Here is a 14,576-nt window from a genome sequence, read left to right on the forward strand (position 1 = left end):
CGTATTTCATTAGCTTTACTTATGAATTACCAGGGGTGAGCGTAGAAGACAGGTGAGCGAGCGCATAATTTCAGACCTCATATTACCCCAGCGACGACTTTTGCAAGAGGTCTTTTGACTGCGCCCATTGGGTGCCCGACTATGATTGCGGGATTCTTGGTGTTCTGATCTAAGGCTTTGGGAATGAAGAGATTCCCAGCAACCTGCATATTGTATTGGTTTCTGAACGTAACCTTCTGCACCGTCACCTTGTCGCTCCTATAGAAGTTGTCTGCTCCCTCGACTACCGCGGACTGCTACACGGGTGCTTGGGGGCTATTACGCCAGACGTGTGTTTTGTCGAGTGCAAATGCCGCCGTTGCGCCGATTGCACTCATCAAGAGGGTTGGATTAGAACGCGGTGTTTCATTGATTTGTTCGTATGTGTGGGTTTATCTAGCGGGTTAGCTTCGGTTCGACGCGCCTGCCTTCAGCGGGGCTATGTCGATGACGAAGCGATAGCGCGCGTCCTTGTTCACCAAGCGCTCGTAAGCACGTTTGCATTGGTACTCCTGCGAAGTTTCACCTCGGTTATTCAGATTTCAGAGAAGCCATATCAATTACAAAGCGATATTTCACATCGGACTTGAGCAGTCGCTCGTAGGCTTCGTTGACCTTCTGGATGGGGATGACTTCAACATCGGCGGTGATATTGTGTTCACCGCAAAAGTCGAGCATCTCTTGGGTTTCGGCGATGCCGCCGATCATAGAGCCAGAAAGACTGCGGCGACTCATAATCAGACTAAATGCCGCGACATCTAGAGGCTTTTCAGGCGCACCAACCAGGGTGATATTACCATCGAGGCCCAGCAGGTTGAGATAAGCATTAATGTCGTGCTTGGCGGCGACGGTATCGAGGATAAAATCGAAGCTACCAGCGTGCTTTTGCATCTCGTCAGCATTGCGGGAAACAACAACTTCATCGGCACCCAGGCGGAGCGCGTCTTCTTTCTTGTCGGGGGACGTGGTAAAGACAACAACGCGCGCTCCCATTGCATGAGCAAGCTTCACGCCCATGTGCCCCAATCCGCCCAGACCGACCACACCTACTTTCTTACCCTCTGTAACTCCCCAATGACGGAGTGGCGAATACGTGGTAATGCCTGCACACAGGAGCGGTGCAACTCCAGCTAGATCGAGGTTTGGGGGAACGCGCAGCACGAAGCGTTGATCGACAACAATGCTATTGGAATAGCCACCATAGGTAACTGGAGCGGTCTTGTGCTTGTCTGGAGAGTTGTAGGTGAAGATCGCATTTTGGCAAAACTGCTCAAAGCCAGCCTTGCAATTGGGACAGTGACCATCCGAATCGACCATGCAGCCAACTCCCACTAGATCGCCCGACTTGAACTTGGTCACTGCTGAACCGACTTGAGTGACCCGTCCAACAATCTCATGACCGGGAACGATCGGGTAGGTTGTGGACATGAAATCGCTCCACTCGTCCCGCACTGAATGGAGGTCGGAGTGGCAGATGCCACAGAAGAGAATTTCAATCTGAACGTCGTGCTCGGTTGGATCGCGCCGTGCGATTGTGTCGGAGGCCAGCTGTGATGTTGCACTGACTGCGGAGTAAGCTTTGGCGTTGTACATAAATTGATGCTCCAATCTGGAAGATAAGCTGGTTTACTTCTACTCGGTCTTGAATTTGTCCTGGTATTGTTCGTCGCTGACCTTTTCCATCCAGTCTAAGGGCTTGCCGTCGAGTACCTCCTGAGTAGCGATATGAGTCATCGCCGTTGGCGGTGAATGTGACGATGCCGATAATGCTTTATTGTCGTGCGTTTAGGGTTCGATCTGGTTGGCGACGCACATCACTAAACCGTTTGACCGCCATCGACGACCAGGGCGTGCCCGACGGCGAAGGAGGACGCATCCGAACACAGCCAGACGACAGCGTTGGCGATCTCTTCGGGCTGGCCCATCCTGCCAATTGGTTCCTGCGAGATCACTCGTTCTCGTCCTTCGGGAGTGCCGCCGCTGAAGCGATCCATCATCGGGGTGTCGATGATTCCGGGACACACAGCGTTGATGCGAATGTTTTGTGAGGCGTAGTCGAGTGCCGCCGCCTTGGCCAGTCCGACCACGCCGTGCTTTGCAGCCACGTAAGCCGCTTGACCTTTGAAGCCTTTGACTCCAGCACCTGAAGAGGTATTCACGATCGCGCCGCTTCCTTGCTTAAGCATCAACAGGATTTCGTGCTTCAGGCACAGGAACACGCCGCGCAGGTTGATGTTGACGATGCGGTCCCAATCTGCCTCATCCAGTTCCGCAGTCGCCGCTATCTTCTGTTCCACACCAGCGTTATTAAAGGCAAAGTCCAGCCGCCCGAAAATCTCAATGGCCTTATCCAGGGCTGCCTTCACGTCCTCGGCTCGCGTCACGTCGCACCTGACGGCGATCGCCTTCGGCAGCAGCGAAGCTCCCGCCCGCCCGTCGAGTTCCTCAATTATGCGGACTGTTTCTTGATTGCCTTGTTCTGAAATGTCAGCGACCACCACGTTAGCGCCCTCACGGGCAAATGCCAGCGCTGTCGCTCGACCGATGCCGTTCGCTGCTCCGGTGACAAAAGCCACCTTATCTGTGAAGTTTCCATTCGAGTTGAGTAGCATATATTCTCCTGCCAGTTTCTCGCTTACCGACTGAGGTGCTGATTGAAAAAGGACGCAAGCTTGTCCCACGGGATAAGGTTCACCCGGTCGTACAAATCGACGTGTCCCGCGTTCGGAACGATGTAGAGATCCTTTGGCTCGGCTGCGCGTTTGTAGGCATCTTCGCTGAACTCCTTAGAATGGGCATTGTCACCCGTGATGAACAGCATGGGACGAGGCGAAATCGTCTCAATGTCATCGAACGGGTAAAAGTTCATGAATTTGACGTTGCTGGTAAGTGTCGGATGCGTTGTCAGTTTCGGCGACGAACTTTTGGGGGTGTATTCGCCTCTGGGAGTGCGGTAGAAGTCATAGAACTCACGCTCAATGGCGCTGGAGTTCTCATTTAGTTCATGCACAGTCCCGCTTGTGTATTTGGTCTCGCCACCTGTGAACTCCGCATAGCGTTGCTCAGCCGCCTCTGCGATCCATTTCTTCCTTTGTTCCAGGGTCGTAGAATGCTTAAGCCCGTTGCGAGCGGCAGCACCCATGTCATACATACTGACCGTCGCAATGGCCTTCATGCGCGGGTCGAGCTTGGCGGCGCTGATGACGAAGCTCCCGCTGCCGCAAATCCCGAGAACGCCAATCCGATCCCTCTCAACGAATGGTCGAGTGCCCAGAAAATCGACCGCAGCACTGAAATCCTCGGCATAAATATCCGGTGAAACAACGTTGCGAGGCTGCCCCTCACTCTCGCCCCAGAAAGACAAATCGAGGGACAAGGTGACGAATCCCTGCTCAGCCAGCTTTTGGGCATACAGATTTGCGCTCTGTTCTTTGACTGCGCCCATTGGGTGCCCGACAATGATTGCCGGATTCCTGGCGTTCTGATTCAAGGCTTTGGGGATGAAGAGAGTCCCAGCAACCTGCATGTTGTATTGGTTTTTGAATGTAACCTTCTGCACCGTCACCTTGTCGCTTTTGTAGAAGTTGTCCGCCCCCTCGACCACAGGGGACTGCTGCGCGAGTGCTTGGGGGCTATTACGCCAGACGTGTGTTTTGTCGAGCGCAAATGCCGCCGTTGCACAGATTGCACTCATCAAGAGGGTTGGTATTAGAACGCGGTGTTTCATTGATTTGTTCGTATGTGTGGGTTTATTTAGCGGGTTCACTTTGGCTCAATAGTCGTCGCAAGCAGTTTCATTTCGTACCCTCTTTACTGCGATCGCAACTCGATCGTCACTTTTACAGAACCAGGCACATTCAATGCCTCGATGTCACCGTCAATTTTTCCGAGAATAATGAGTCCGTTTGAGTATCCAAAATCGTTGTAATACATCGCCAAATTCCCCCAGGGAGCGTAATAAGCAATATCTCCAACCGCAGGATCGCTGCCCGGAGGTGCATCCTCTGTTGATAATCGTCTTGGCAAATCACTAACTTTTTCGGTGTTCGCGTGGTCTTCCAGCGTCAGCGTTAATGGCAGCAGGGAAATAAAATCCTGAGTGGTTTTGCTATCAATCAACGTGGCTGTCACGACTTCGTTTCCGACCTTGATGTTAATCTTCATCCTGTTTGCCTGCTTGGTTGGTAGTTCAGTTGGTATCTCTGATTGAGTATTGCTGGTGATACTGTTGTCGGCACGGCAGGCTGAGGAACACAGGGACATTGCTAAAGCGAGAACCAAAACCAGCATTCGCTTCTGACCGTTTTTTCCTCTAGTGGGAAGCCACCTCGAAAGCATCAAAATCGTCCTCCATATTGCTCGTTGCTGACCTGTTCCATCCAGTCCACAGGGCTGCCGTTGAGCGCCTCGTGAATGGCAGTATGAGTCATGGCTGTAGTGGCTGTAGCTCCGTGCCAGTGTTTCACACCGGGTGGAATCCAGACGACATCACCAGGTCTAATTTCCTGAATTTGACCGCCCCACTGCTGAACCCAGCCAACTCCATCCGTCACAATGAGCGTCTGCCCCAAGGGATGGGTGTGCCATGCGGTTCGGGCACCTCGCTCAAAGGTGACACTTGCGCCAGATGCGCGTGACGGTTCGTGCACCGGAAAAAGAGGATTGATGCGTACAGAACCCGTGAAATAGTCGGCAGCTCCTTCAGTGGAAGGCTGCGAACCGTTCCGCGTGATTTCCACGGTTTGAGGGCGATCGCCAGATGAAACTTGTGTATGACCTGCCTGTGCAAACCCCAAAGCCAATAAGGAAAATGCCATAACAGGCATCGTGAGCCGTTTCATTTCTGTTCCTCCATGTTTGTGCTTAGCCGTGCAAAGCTTTCCCACAGCGACCAATGCCTACCGTGGATTTAAGGATGCTTCTCGTGCAATCGCCAGAAGCGATTGACCAATCAAACCTGAGTTTTCTTTTGAATAAAAATCCAGACGCTTACAAGCAGCCGGAATCACATTTCATTGCTTTAACCTCATTCTAGGAATCCTGAAAGGCAAGCAATAGGACGATCGTCTAGGATCGTTGTACAATCCTGCAAACCTACAGCCATTTCGATTCAAGCCACGCTAGATTCTTTACAGGCTTAGCTGCCAACCCCTTTCTAGACCTTGATGTGTCTATAAATCGATTTGAACGGACATCAGAAATGAACGCTGCAAGAACGAGTGAAAAGTCCGATAGAGCGTTGATGAATAACCCTCAGGCAAAGCGTGAAGCAGACCGAGCGCAAGCCAACCGAGAGGAACTAAGGGAGCGAATTGCCCAAGCGATTCGTCAAGATGGAGCGATCGAGCTGCTGAAAGGATTGCACTTCTATCGCACCTCGTCTCCTTCGGAATGCTTTCATAGTGTCTCTATTCCTGCCTTTTGTGCGATCGCTCAGGGCAGTAAAGAAGTCCTTCTAGGCAGCGATCGCTATCAGTACGATCCGATGCACTATCTGCTGGGGACAGTCGAACTGCCGATTGCCAGCCAAATTCTAGAAGCAACTCAGGAAAAACCGTACCTAGGCCTTCGTCTCGATCTCGACCCTACCCTCGTTGGCTCAGCTATGGTTGAGGCAGGCTATCCCTCAGCGCAACGGGGTGCTAGTGTAAAAGCGATCGACGTGAGTCCGTTGGATGCAGACCTGTTGGATGCTGTGGTGCGGCTTGTCAGGCTTCTCGATTCTCCTGCGGAAGCCCATATGCTTGCACCCCTGATTAAACGGGAAATTATCTACCGACTCCTAATGGGAACGCACGGAAATCGGCTGCGTCAGATTGCCGTTCTAGGTGGCTACACCCACCACATCGCCAGAGCCGTCGATCGACTTCGCAAAGACTTTAACCAGCCGCTTCGGATTGAAAGCATCGCACGAGAGCTTGGCATGAGTGTCTCAGGCTTCCACCATCACTTCAAGTCAGTCACTGCTATGAGTCCTTTACAGTTTCAGAAGCAACTACGGCTTCAAGAGGCTCGCCGTCTGATGCTGGGGCAAAACCTTGACGCTAACAGTGCTGCCTACCATGTGGGTTATGATGACGCCTCGCACTTCAACCGGGAATACAAGCGGCTCTTTGGTGCACCACCGATGCGTGATGTGGAGCGGCTGCGAGAAGCTGCCAGGGAGACTGCTGGTTCAATATGACTCTTCAAGACTCCTAATCTTGCCAGAAGTCGCTAAAAGTTTCTACCGGATAGATGTTCTAATTCGTTATAGGGCATTTTAACTCCCTCTTGCCGTCCTTCTTCCTAAAGTTTTCCCGATTCTCCTTTACCTTGATCGCTAACTGGCACATTGCTTTCCTATTCATGCAGGAGGTCTAAGGATGACACTCTACAGACAATGTTACGGTACGCGCCCACCGAGAAACGAAGCAGGCTAACTATCATTTCATTAGACTCATACAATCTATCTAACTCCTCTAATTCGGGCAATCATCGCTCTTTCGTTGCTCGCGTTAGAGTAAAATTTAAAACTCTTGCATCAAAGGAATTTGACCAATTTAGTATTAGCGTCGGGCTGACCAGTTGCGTCTATCTACTTTGGCACCGCCTAATATATCCACGCTTCCAATAATGGTGTTGTCAGAAATGCGCCCATTAAACTGCATGGTTACTAGCTTCCCTTGCTTCGGCTGTGTAACTTTAAAGCTAAGTTGGTCGCCGGTTAATTTCGCCTCAGTAATTGGTATTTCGTCATTGCTCATTCTCACCGTTCCCGTAACTTCTTGGAACTGTTGACGTAATTGCAGCGTGTAGGGGTTTTTGCTGCCAACGGATTGCATATTCCATTGCCAGGTTCCTGTTACCTGTGCGGGAATCACCCAATAGAAAACTCTATGAATGCGAGAACCGACCCGCAACACTTCAGTCCGATCGGGTTTCCATTCCTTCATGTCGAACTGGTGAGATACAACGGGCGTTCCGGGTTTGAGTTCGCGCAGCAGTTTCGGTCGCAGTTGGAGGTTAACTTTAGGCAACAGGTAAAGCGTCACCACGGTAGCCTCGCTGAGGTCAGTTTGGAACAAATCTTGCTCGACAAACTTCACGCGATCGCTCACACTGGCTAATCTAGCTTTTTCGTTACTTTCCTGAATCAGTCGGGGGTTAATCTCGAAACCGACACCCTTCGCGCCAAATTCCTTCGCGGCTGCGATAACCAACCTTCCATCGCCAGAACCTAAATCGTAGACGACATCATCTTGAGTGACGTCAGCCATCTTTAGCATTGCTGTCACCACCTCGTTAGGTGTTGGCACATAAGGCACATCAGTCTGCGATCGCACCCCCTCCGGCAAGGGTGGAGGTTGAGCTTGGGAGACGGGTAGCGATCGCCCTTCTTGCCAGATGAAGAGGCTGCTAACACCCGCACACAACACCAAAAAGCCAAGGATTCGCTTCAAACGCATAGCAACTGATGACCTTAGTGAATGTGACACTTCTCCTTATCTTGCCAGAAGCGATCGCTTGTGAACACTTGGATTTAGAGAGAGCGATCGCTTGTCATTGCATGCCTTTGCTAAGTCTTATCAAAGCGCTGGAAATTACTTTTTGCTACAACTTGCAAGTCTCGACGCGAGATAAGACATTTCCACAATTAAAAATGAAGAATCCACGTCGCCCCTAAGAGAAATTAAGCGATCGCATCCAAGGAAGATGTCCTGCTGGTGCATCCAAGCTGAAGGTAAGTTCATCATATTCGCACCAACCTTATTCAAACCATCCCAAGCGATCGCCAAAACTTTGCCAAGTTTTATCGCCAGCGTGCAGCTTACCACCGACACTCTGCCAGATACTCTTTTGTACGCTATAACCAAAATGCCCGTTGCTGTATCTTAACCATAGTTTTTCGATAGTACAAAAGTCTGGATCGGGAATCTTTTTAATCGCTTCTATGTCTAACCAACCTTCTTTTTCTCGATTGGTTATTTTAAGTACAACAGCCGCAGTTTCTTGATCAGCTTCTTTCCATTTCCCACTTGCTAATAAATCTTGCAGTCTGCTGTAGTCAACTCCTACCGTTGAGATTAATTTCACAGCAGAAGTTTGTGAGAGCGATTGGTAGGGTGGCGGGGATATTATAGGTATTACTGAAGGAGATTTTGCAGTTGAAGAGATAGGGATAGCTAAGCCAGGATCTAATAATGCCAACCACTCCTGTATCGACTGAGGACGGTTTTCTGCTTTTACCTCCATTCCTTTGACAATTGCCTGATTCACGCGATCGCTAATACTAGAATTTATCTGCTTTGGTTCTTCTAACAGCGTACCAATCGCCAAAAGTGGAGCGATTATTGGTACTTCTCCAGTTAACAGAGTATATAGTGTTGCAGCTAAGGCATAAACATCGGTGTAAGCACCCCGTTTTGCTCGTTTATCATATTGCTCAATTGGCGCAAAACCATCAGATAACATTTGCGTATGCGTCTGAGTGAGATTCGGAGTAAATTCCCGCGCTATGCCAAAATCAATTAATACAGCCTCCGATTTACCAGAGCGCAACATGATATTGTGAGGCTTAATATCGCGGTGCAACAAGCCATTATTATGAATAACTGTTAACGCTTCTCCAATTTGTTGAATGTAGCGCAACGCTTTAGCTTCTGGTAAAGCGCCTTGATTTTTAACCAGATTCGCTAAATCTTCCCCATCGATATATTCCATCACAATGCACCATAAATGCCCCTCATTGATGACTTCATCAACCCTTACAATATGGGGATGAGAGCATCTGGCTAGCCGTAACGCTTCATTTAGGAAATCTTGCTGAAATTTAGCAAAGTCGGTACGGTGTTGCACTGCATCGTTGAGGGTTTTGATAACAACTTGCCGTTCATTATTATCTTTAGCAAGATAGGTGATACCAAAGCCGCCTTCGCCCAATTCTTTCTCAATGGTGTATTTACCATCTTGTAGTTTTTGTCCTGCTACCCAAACCATTTCCTATAATTCCGAGACGCTTGGGTTAATTTTGGCACAGCAAGAATAAGCGATCGCTCACTTAAACTTTATTGAATGTTGTGCGATCGCTTATTCTTGCACCACTTCCAACAAATCTTCAATTAACACATCAAACGTTCGCGCTAACTTTCGCAAAGCAGCTAAGTCAGCCATCACCATTCCCGGCGACACTGCATAAGTTTTGATGGTGCTGTATGAGACTCCGGAACGTTCGGAAACCTCCTTCAGTGTCCAGCCTTCCTTGGCGGCAAACTCCCTAATCCGCAACTTTATTAACTCTGTTCTTGACATAGAGTTTAAATTTCGACTAAAATATTTTATCCAGTAAAAAGCGATCGCCCTTTGGCGTCGGAAACTGAAGAGCGATCGCTAATTCCACAAAAACTCCATGATATTGGAGTTAATTCTTATGATATCAAGCTCACAGCCTGAAGCAAGGGTTGTTCATCAATTGGCTCGGTTTGTGACGAAAGAAGCGATCGCGCTTTTGCTTAACCTCAACCCCGAACAGATATATCGGATCGACTGCTGGCAATATGTCATCCACGTTGTTGGCAAAGGCGTGAGTACGTTTGTCAGCTATGCGGATCTGCCACCCATTTTAGGCGCAGAGACACCCACTGCTAAAGATTTCCTCAGATGGCGCAAGCGTTGGAGAAAGCATCAATATAAAGCCCCCGGCTTTTGGGTGAAATTTTACGAGCAGAAACTAAACACAGCCCCTTCCTTGGCAGAAATGTACAGATGGGGGGAATTGCTGAGCGTCATTAAATCTGTGCTGTCAGAGGCTCAATTGCAGCGGTTGCGGAGTCTCTACGCCCAGAAAAAACAAGCAATGGAAAATTTTCAAATTCAACTTGTTTAAGAATTAATTTCCAGAAATCTTGCGAACCAGCTGCTTCAAAACAAAGCGATCGCTCTTGAGTTGATCCGCTTACAAATCGGGACGCGCCAGCAGCGACTCGCCAACCGTTACAAAACAACCCCAAACACCCCCCGAACCCCCGACTCGCCATCCCGGAAGATGTCCGGGGAGAGCATCGGAAGTGAAATTGAGGTCATTCCACCACAACCAAGTTTCGTTGACGCGCCAACCCACGCGATCGCCAAACGTGACAAAATCTTTCCCACACTCGTTGTAAATCCGCTTCTGGACGCTCAAGCCAAAGCGTCCGTTGCTGTAGTTTACCCAGAGAGTGTCGATGGTGCGTAAATCTTGCCCTGGAAACGATTCAATGTGTTCGTAATCCAGCCATTCTTCGTCCCGACGGGCTACCTTCAGCATAATCGCCGCCGTTTCCATATCGGCTTCTCTCCACTTCCCTGCTGCCAATAAATCCCGCAATTGACGGTAATTTTCCCCCGCCTCCGGACTCAGCTTGTTGTGAGAGTCTGAAGAAACAAACATTGTCGTGGGAAGCGTGGTGTCAGACGTAGTAATGACTGATTCAACGTTTCGGATGGGTAACGTCGCCGCATCTTGATTGAGACTGCTGAAGTTGAATAAATCCAACCAAGCTTGCACGGAAGCAGGACGATTCTCTGGTTCAAACTCCATTCCCAGGAGAATTGCCAGCTCAACGCGATCGCTAATACTAGAATTAATTTGTCTCGGTGCCTCTAAGGGAACTTTCGCCGCCCTGGCAAAAGCCGGAGTCGGGCGCTTTCCCGTGAGTAAATAATACAGAGTTGCAGCGAGGGCGTAGACATCCGTATACTCGCCTCGCCTCGCTTCCTCAGCATATTGCTCAATCGGTGCAAAACCGTGGGTTAAAGCTTGAGTATGAGCTTGGGTAGTATCCCGGATAAACTCCCGTGCAATCCCAAAATCAATCAAAACTGCCTCTAATTTGCCAGAACGCAGCATGATGTTGTGCGGCTTTACATCCCGATGCAGCAACCCTTTATCGTGAACGACGGTCAGCGCTTCACCAATCTGCTGAATGTAGCGCAGTGCTTCTATTTCCGACAGCAGTCCCCACCTGTTCACCCACTTCCATAAATCTTCCCCTTCTACATATTCCATCGCCATACAGGGAAGCGAACCTTCCTGAAAAGCGTTGTCAATCTGCACGATATGCGGATGACGACATAAGGCTAAGCGTAGCGCCTCATCTCGGAAATCCCGCTGAAATTTATCCCGGAAAGAAGCGAGTTCTGGGTTGTTGAGGACATCGTCCTTCAGCGTCTTGATGACAACTTGATTGCCTTTTCTGTCTTTAGCAAGATAGGTAATCCCAACACCACCCTGACCCAGGGGTCTTTCGATGATATAGCGATCGCCGTATAACCTCTGCCCAGCTGCCCAAGCCATAGCTTACGAAAGACTCCAAGACGAACCGTGTTAATTTTTGCACAGTTTAACGCAGCAACAGCAAAACCCCCTGTAACAAACCCACGACAAACCCTAAGATGCCTCCTAAATTAACAATTGCTTGCAATTCACTTTTTACGATGCCTTGAATTGCCATTTCTAATTCCGCTGCCGATGTTCCCTTGACTCGGTCAATAATCACCTGATCGATCGACAAAATCGGAATTACTTGAGCGACAATTTTTTCCAGATCCCGCTCCAAATAGCGCTCTAAAATTAAAGCCAATTCTTTGCTAACCACTTCTAAGGAAGCGTTGACAGCAGGCGATGTTCGCAGCCGACCCAGGATTAACTTAGCAATATTTTCCCAGTCCACAGAGTCACTCAATCCCTGCAACAAATCAGCGCCCCGCTCTTGAATATAACTGCGGACGCTGTCGCGCATCGTTTTCCGCAACTGGCGCACCGTCGAAACCGGCAAATTTTGTAAAGAGAGATTTTGCAGCCATTCCTGCAAACGTTCTCGAATTCCCAAAGAGAGAATCAACTCTGTTATCCGCTGATTTGTTTCCTCTTTTTCATCCAGGCAAAACGTCCGCAGGCGAGTCAGAGTGTTGCGAAGACCAAACAAATTCGCCACTACCCAGTAAGTGCCACTCGTCTTTGCCCGAAAGCCTTCATCAATGACTTGAATATTGCGGTCAGTCAAAAAATCTATCAAAGCTTGCCGCACAATATCTGGCGGTAGCACCACTTGCAATATCCAGTCAGAAAGCTTCTTTGCCTGATCGTCACTCAGCTGAAATTCCAGCAAAACCTTATCAAAAATTTGGTTGAGTTGGACTTCCAGAAAATCCTCGCGGCGAGCTAAAACTTTCAGCAGGCGAGGAAACGATTCACCCAGCAAATCCCGCAGAATTCCCGCCATAATTTTAGCGGTTTTCTGCTCGGCATCGGGTTTGACCTGCTCTAGCGCTAGCCGGAGTAACCAAAGAATTGCTCCCTGCACCCGTTCTGTATGCAGCAGCCGTCGTGCCAGATTTTGCAATTCTTCTGGCGTCAGCAGAGAACCCATGATGGTGTCAGAAACCCGGTTGGCTAGCCGTTCCTGATTTCGGGGAATCAATCCAGGCGTGAAAGGGACGCGCCGCCCACCGATGTAAAGAGTCCGATAGGGGCGGAATAACATTTTAATGGCGATATCGTTGGTGAAATAGCCAATAATTGCACCAACAATCGGGGGGCTGACGTAAAGCCAGAGGTTAGACCAATTCAAGGCGGCGATCCAATTAGGCAGGGGTTACGTTTTAAGGGAAGTTATGAATGTTGAATGTTGAGTGTTGAGTTAGGGTCAATTCATAACTGATAATTCAACACTGATTACTCAAAACTCATCTGCTACCCCCTACTACCATCTTAGGCTTTGGTTACTACCAATACGCCCATGACCCCACCCGCAATTTGATAGTGGGTCGCGGCGGTAAATCCCGCTTTTCCGGCTAAATCCACTTGTTCGCTGCCCGTGGGAAATTTATCTAAGCTAGGGCTAATGTAGGCATATTCTTCAGTCAATCCCATTTGTTTGGCGGTTGGGACGACGATGGTATCGAGATACCATTGCTGAAAGCTTCGCATTAAACGATTGCTGGGACGATGGAAGTCTAGGATAGCGGCTTTGGCACCCGGCTTAAGGACGCGGTGCAACTCCTCAAGACAGCGGGGAATATTGATGACGTTGCGAAGTCCGTAACCCATTGTGGCGCAGTCGAAATGGTTGTCGGGGAAGGGGAGATTCAGGGCATCTCCTTCTATCCAGGTGATAGGGCACTCGTTTTGGGTACCCCTATTTTCGCACCGCTCTCTGGCGATCGCTAATTGCGCCGGTGAAAAATCCACCCCAAATACCTGCCCCTTCTCTCCCACCTGTCGCGCCAGTAGCTGGGCAATGTCACCACTGCCACAGCAGACATCCAAGCAAATATCTCCCTGACTCGGCTGACTCCACTTCACCGTCATCAGCTTCCATACGCGGTGCTGTCCCAGACTTAAGCGATCGTTAAGCTCGTCGTAAACGGGTGCAATGCGGTCAAAGATGGCTTGAATATGCTCAGAGGTCATGATGTTTCAGTTGCTAACAGGTAAGGGCTAATGGCTAATTAGGAAATTACCATTAGCCCTTAACGATTACTGATGAGTGCGGGTCGTGGTTAGAACCAGAGCAATCTGCTGGGCGGATAAGTGAATGAATTTCAACTCATCTTCGCGTAGTTTACAGGGTCGTTTCCACTGGAGGGATAGCAACGCTAGCACGTCGCTCCGATAGATGATCGGGATCGCTAGATGCGCCTGGAGACCGGAAGCTTGGTATTGTTCGATACTTGCTGGAGGAGTCGTTCCCGGAGTATTTACCCAAACCTGAAGTTTTCGAGAGGCGATCGCATCCTGTACCAGAGGGTCTTTTTCCAACCAGTTTTCCGTGTCGCCTACAGCACTATAAGTTCCTGCCGCTCCCAGCTGATTGCCTTCTACCTGCTGTAAAATACAGCCATCTGCTGCGAAATTTCTGCCAAAGGCACTGGCGATGGGTTCTAGCGTTGCCTCTACATTGGGAGACTCCTGAGCCACTTGCACAATCGTTGCCAGCAGTGCCGTTTGTGCTTGAGCGCGATGCAGTTCCTCCGTGCGTTGCTTTAGCAATTCATAGGTATCTGCTGCCCGCTGGACTACCGCCTTTAATTCGTTGGGGTCCCAAGGCTTGGTAATGTACTTGTAGACTTGTCCAGAATTAATCGCTTCTACCAAATCTTCCACATCGGTAAAACCCGTGAGGATGATTCGTACCGTATCCGGGAACTTGGGCACGGTTCTGCTCAAAAATTCCGTTCCCTTCATTTCTGGCATCCGCTGATCGGAGATAATCACGGCTACTTCCCCTTCTGTCGCCAGCACTTCCAGGGCGTGAATACCGCTTTCGGCTCTCAGCACATTGAAATCTCGTCGAAAAGTGCGGTAGAGCAAGTCTAAATTATCTGGCTCATCGTCTACCACCAACATTTTGGGCTTCTTGGGGCGTTCTAGGCTCATTAACTGACGGCTGATACTATCAAGCTCTGGAATAGCATTGTCCATAACGATACAACAAACTCTTGGTCAACTTGTTAAGGCAAATTCAGATACACAAAACATCTATCTTAAGACCGATCGTTTAGTAGCGCTTTCGGGA

The 14,576-nt window shown here is 49.4% G+C and carries 15 protein-coding genes and 1 pseudogene; 3 read left to right on the plus strand and 13 right to left on the minus strand.

Annotated features, from left to right (window positions below):
- Positions 1 to 113 precede the first annotated feature (113 nt).
- The 6 genes and pseudogenes from NDI34_RS03900 to NDI34_RS03925 all read right to left on the minus strand — a co-directional run.
- Positions 114 to 409: pseudogene (locus NDI34_RS03900) on the minus strand (alpha/beta hydrolase); the annotation flags it as partial.
- 161 nt (positions 410 to 570) lie between these two features.
- Positions 571 to 1,632 carry an NAD(P)-dependent alcohol dehydrogenase gene (locus NDI34_RS03905; protein ID WP_348231917.1) on the minus strand — a complete coding sequence of 354 codons (1,062 nt, stop codon included), beginning with the start codon at positions 1,630 to 1,632 and terminating at the stop codon, positions 571 to 573.
- A gap of 224 nt (positions 1,633 to 1,856) precedes the next feature.
- Entirely contained in the window at positions 1,857 to 2,651 is a 795-nt protein-coding gene (locus NDI34_RS03910) for an SDR family oxidoreductase (RefSeq protein WP_348231918.1), read from the minus strand.
- Positions 2,652 to 2,674: 23 nt separating this feature from the next.
- On the minus strand, positions 2,675 to 3,766 hold the full coding sequence (locus tag NDI34_RS03915) for an alpha/beta hydrolase (RefSeq protein WP_348231919.1): 1,092 nt from the start codon (positions 3,764 to 3,766) through the stop codon (positions 2,675 to 2,677).
- An 83-nt stretch (positions 3,767 to 3,849) separates the two neighbouring features.
- Entirely contained in the window at positions 3,850 to 4,377 is a 528-nt protein-coding gene (locus NDI34_RS03920; protein ID WP_348231920.1) for a cyclophilin-like fold protein, read from the minus strand.
- The gene (locus tag NDI34_RS03925; protein ID WP_348231921.1) at positions 4,377 to 4,880 is read right to left on the minus strand and encodes a cupin domain-containing protein; all 504 of its coding nucleotides are present in this window, start codon (positions 4,878 to 4,880) and stop codon (positions 4,377 to 4,379) included. The genes NDI34_RS03920 and NDI34_RS03925 overlap by 1 nt, the downstream gene beginning before the upstream one ends.
- Positions 4,881 to 5,239: 359 nt before the next feature.
- On the opposite strand from NDI34_RS03925, the gene NDI34_RS03930 reads away from it, so the two are divergent.
- On the plus strand, positions 5,240 to 6,223 hold the full coding sequence (locus tag NDI34_RS03930) for an AraC family transcriptional regulator (protein ID WP_190678249.1): 984 nt from the start codon (positions 5,240 to 5,242) through the stop codon (positions 6,221 to 6,223).
- Between the two features lie 364 nt (positions 6,224 to 6,587).
- On the opposite strand, the gene NDI34_RS03935 is transcribed toward NDI34_RS03930, so the two are convergent.
- Entirely contained in the window at positions 6,588 to 7,487 is a 900-nt protein-coding gene (locus tag NDI34_RS03935) for a class I SAM-dependent methyltransferase (RefSeq protein ID WP_348231922.1), read from the minus strand.
- Positions 7,488 to 7,495: 8 nt separating this feature from the next.
- Between NDI34_RS03935 and NDI34_RS03940 the strand changes: the two genes are divergently transcribed.
- Positions 7,496 to 7,705 (plus strand): hypothetical protein, encoded by a 210-nt coding sequence (locus NDI34_RS03940; protein WP_190666224.1) that lies wholly within the window; start codon positions 7,496 to 7,498, stop codon positions 7,703 to 7,705.
- 83 nt (positions 7,706 to 7,788) lie between these two features.
- Here the strand turns inward: NDI34_RS03940 and NDI34_RS03945 are convergent, their stop codons facing one another.
- Both NDI34_RS03945 and NDI34_RS03950 read right to left on the minus strand, forming a co-directional pair.
- Complete coding sequence (locus NDI34_RS03945) at positions 7,789 to 9,018, minus strand: serine/threonine-protein kinase (RefSeq protein WP_348231923.1); 1,230 nt, start codon at positions 9,016 to 9,018, stop codon at positions 7,789 to 7,791.
- A gap of 90 nt (positions 9,019 to 9,108) precedes the next feature.
- Entirely contained in the window at positions 9,109 to 9,330 is a 222-nt protein-coding gene (locus NDI34_RS03950; RefSeq protein WP_190413812.1) for a helix-turn-helix transcriptional regulator, read from the minus strand.
- 118 nt (positions 9,331 to 9,448) lie between these two features.
- Here NDI34_RS03950 and NDI34_RS03955 point away from each other — a divergent pair, with 118 nt between their 5' ends.
- Positions 9,449 to 9,904, plus strand: coding sequence for a hypothetical protein (locus NDI34_RS03955; protein ID WP_348231924.1), 456 nt, complete (start codon positions 9,449 to 9,451; stop codon positions 9,902 to 9,904).
- 69 nt (positions 9,905 to 9,973) lie between these two features.
- Here NDI34_RS03955 and NDI34_RS03960 read toward each other — a convergent pair whose 3' ends face one another.
- From NDI34_RS03960 to NDI34_RS03975, 4 genes are all read right to left on the minus strand, one after another.
- Positions 9,974 to 11,353 (minus strand): serine/threonine-protein kinase, encoded by a 1,380-nt coding sequence (locus tag NDI34_RS03960; protein WP_348231925.1) that lies wholly within the window; start codon positions 11,351 to 11,353, stop codon positions 9,974 to 9,976.
- Positions 11,354 to 11,399: 46 nt separating this feature from the next.
- Positions 11,400 to 12,629 (minus strand): DUF445 family protein, encoded by a 1,230-nt coding sequence (locus NDI34_RS03965; RefSeq protein WP_190413809.1) that lies wholly within the window; start codon positions 12,627 to 12,629, stop codon positions 11,400 to 11,402.
- Positions 12,630 to 12,769: 140 nt separating this feature from the next.
- Complete coding sequence (gene ubiE, locus NDI34_RS03970) at positions 12,770 to 13,471, minus strand: bifunctional demethylmenaquinone methyltransferase/2-methoxy-6-polyprenyl-1,4-benzoquinol methylase UbiE (protein ID WP_348231926.1); 702 nt, start codon at positions 13,469 to 13,471, stop codon at positions 12,770 to 12,772.
- Positions 13,472 to 13,537: 66 nt separating this feature from the next.
- A complete protein-coding gene (locus NDI34_RS03975; RefSeq protein ID WP_348231927.1) occupies positions 13,538 to 14,482 on the minus strand; it encodes a response regulator in 945 nt (314 codons plus the stop codon).
- Positions 14,483 to 14,576: the final 94 nt, after the last annotated feature.

It is taken from the genome of Trichocoleus sp. DQ-U1, assembly GCF_039961925.1.
GTDB lineage: Bacteria > Cyanobacteriota > Cyanobacteriia > Cyanobacteriales > FACHB-T130 > FACHB-T130.

Excerpts from the sequence above, each read along its gene's own strand:
- NDI34_RS03930 (WP_190678249.1), top strand. The coding sequence starts at position 5,240 with ATGAACGCTGCAAGAACGAGTGAAAAGTCCGATAGAGCGTTGATGAAT.
- NDI34_RS03925 (WP_348231921.1), bottom strand. The coding sequence starts at position 4,880 with ATGAAACGGCTCACGATGCCTGTTATGGCATTTTCCTTATTGGCTTTG.
- NDI34_RS03915 (WP_348231919.1), bottom strand. The coding sequence starts at position 3,766 with ATGAAACACCGCGTTCTAATACCAACCCTCTTGATGAGTGCAATCTGT.
- NDI34_RS03905 (WP_348231917.1), bottom strand. The coding sequence starts at position 1,632 with ATGTACAACGCCAAAGCTTACTCCGCAGTCAGTGCAACATCACAGCTG.
- NDI34_RS03910 (WP_348231918.1), bottom strand. The coding sequence starts at position 2,651 with ATGCTACTCAACTCGAATGGAAACTTCACAGATAAGGTGGCTTTTGTC.
- NDI34_RS03945 (WP_348231923.1), bottom strand. The coding sequence starts at position 9,018 with ATGGTTTGGGTAGCAGGACAAAAACTACAAGATGGTAAATACACCATT.
- NDI34_RS03935 (WP_348231922.1), bottom strand. The coding sequence starts at position 7,487 with ATGCGTTTGAAGCGAATCCTTGGCTTTTTGGTGTTGTGTGCGGGTGTT.
- NDI34_RS03950 (WP_190413812.1), bottom strand. The coding sequence starts at position 9,330 with ATGTCAAGAACAGAGTTAATAAAGTTGCGGATTAGGGAGTTTGCCGCC.
- NDI34_RS03920 (WP_348231920.1), bottom strand. The coding sequence starts at position 4,377 with ATGCTTTCGAGGTGGCTTCCCACTAGAGGAAAAAACGGTCAGAAGCGA.
- NDI34_RS03975 (WP_348231927.1), bottom strand. The coding sequence starts at position 14,482 with ATGGACAATGCTATTCCAGAGCTTGATAGTATCAGCCGTCAGTTAATG.
- NDI34_RS03955 (WP_348231924.1), top strand. The coding sequence starts at position 9,449 with ATGATATCAAGCTCACAGCCTGAAGCAAGGGTTGTTCATCAATTGGCT.
- NDI34_RS03960 (WP_348231925.1), bottom strand. The coding sequence starts at position 11,353 with ATGGCTTGGGCAGCTGGGCAGAGGTTATACGGCGATCGCTATATCATC.
- NDI34_RS03940 (WP_190666224.1), top strand. The coding sequence starts at position 7,496 with ATGACCTTAGTGAATGTGACACTTCTCCTTATCTTGCCAGAAGCGATC.
- ubiE (WP_348231926.1), bottom strand. The coding sequence starts at position 13,471 with ATGACCTCTGAGCATATTCAAGCCATCTTTGACCGCATTGCACCCGTT.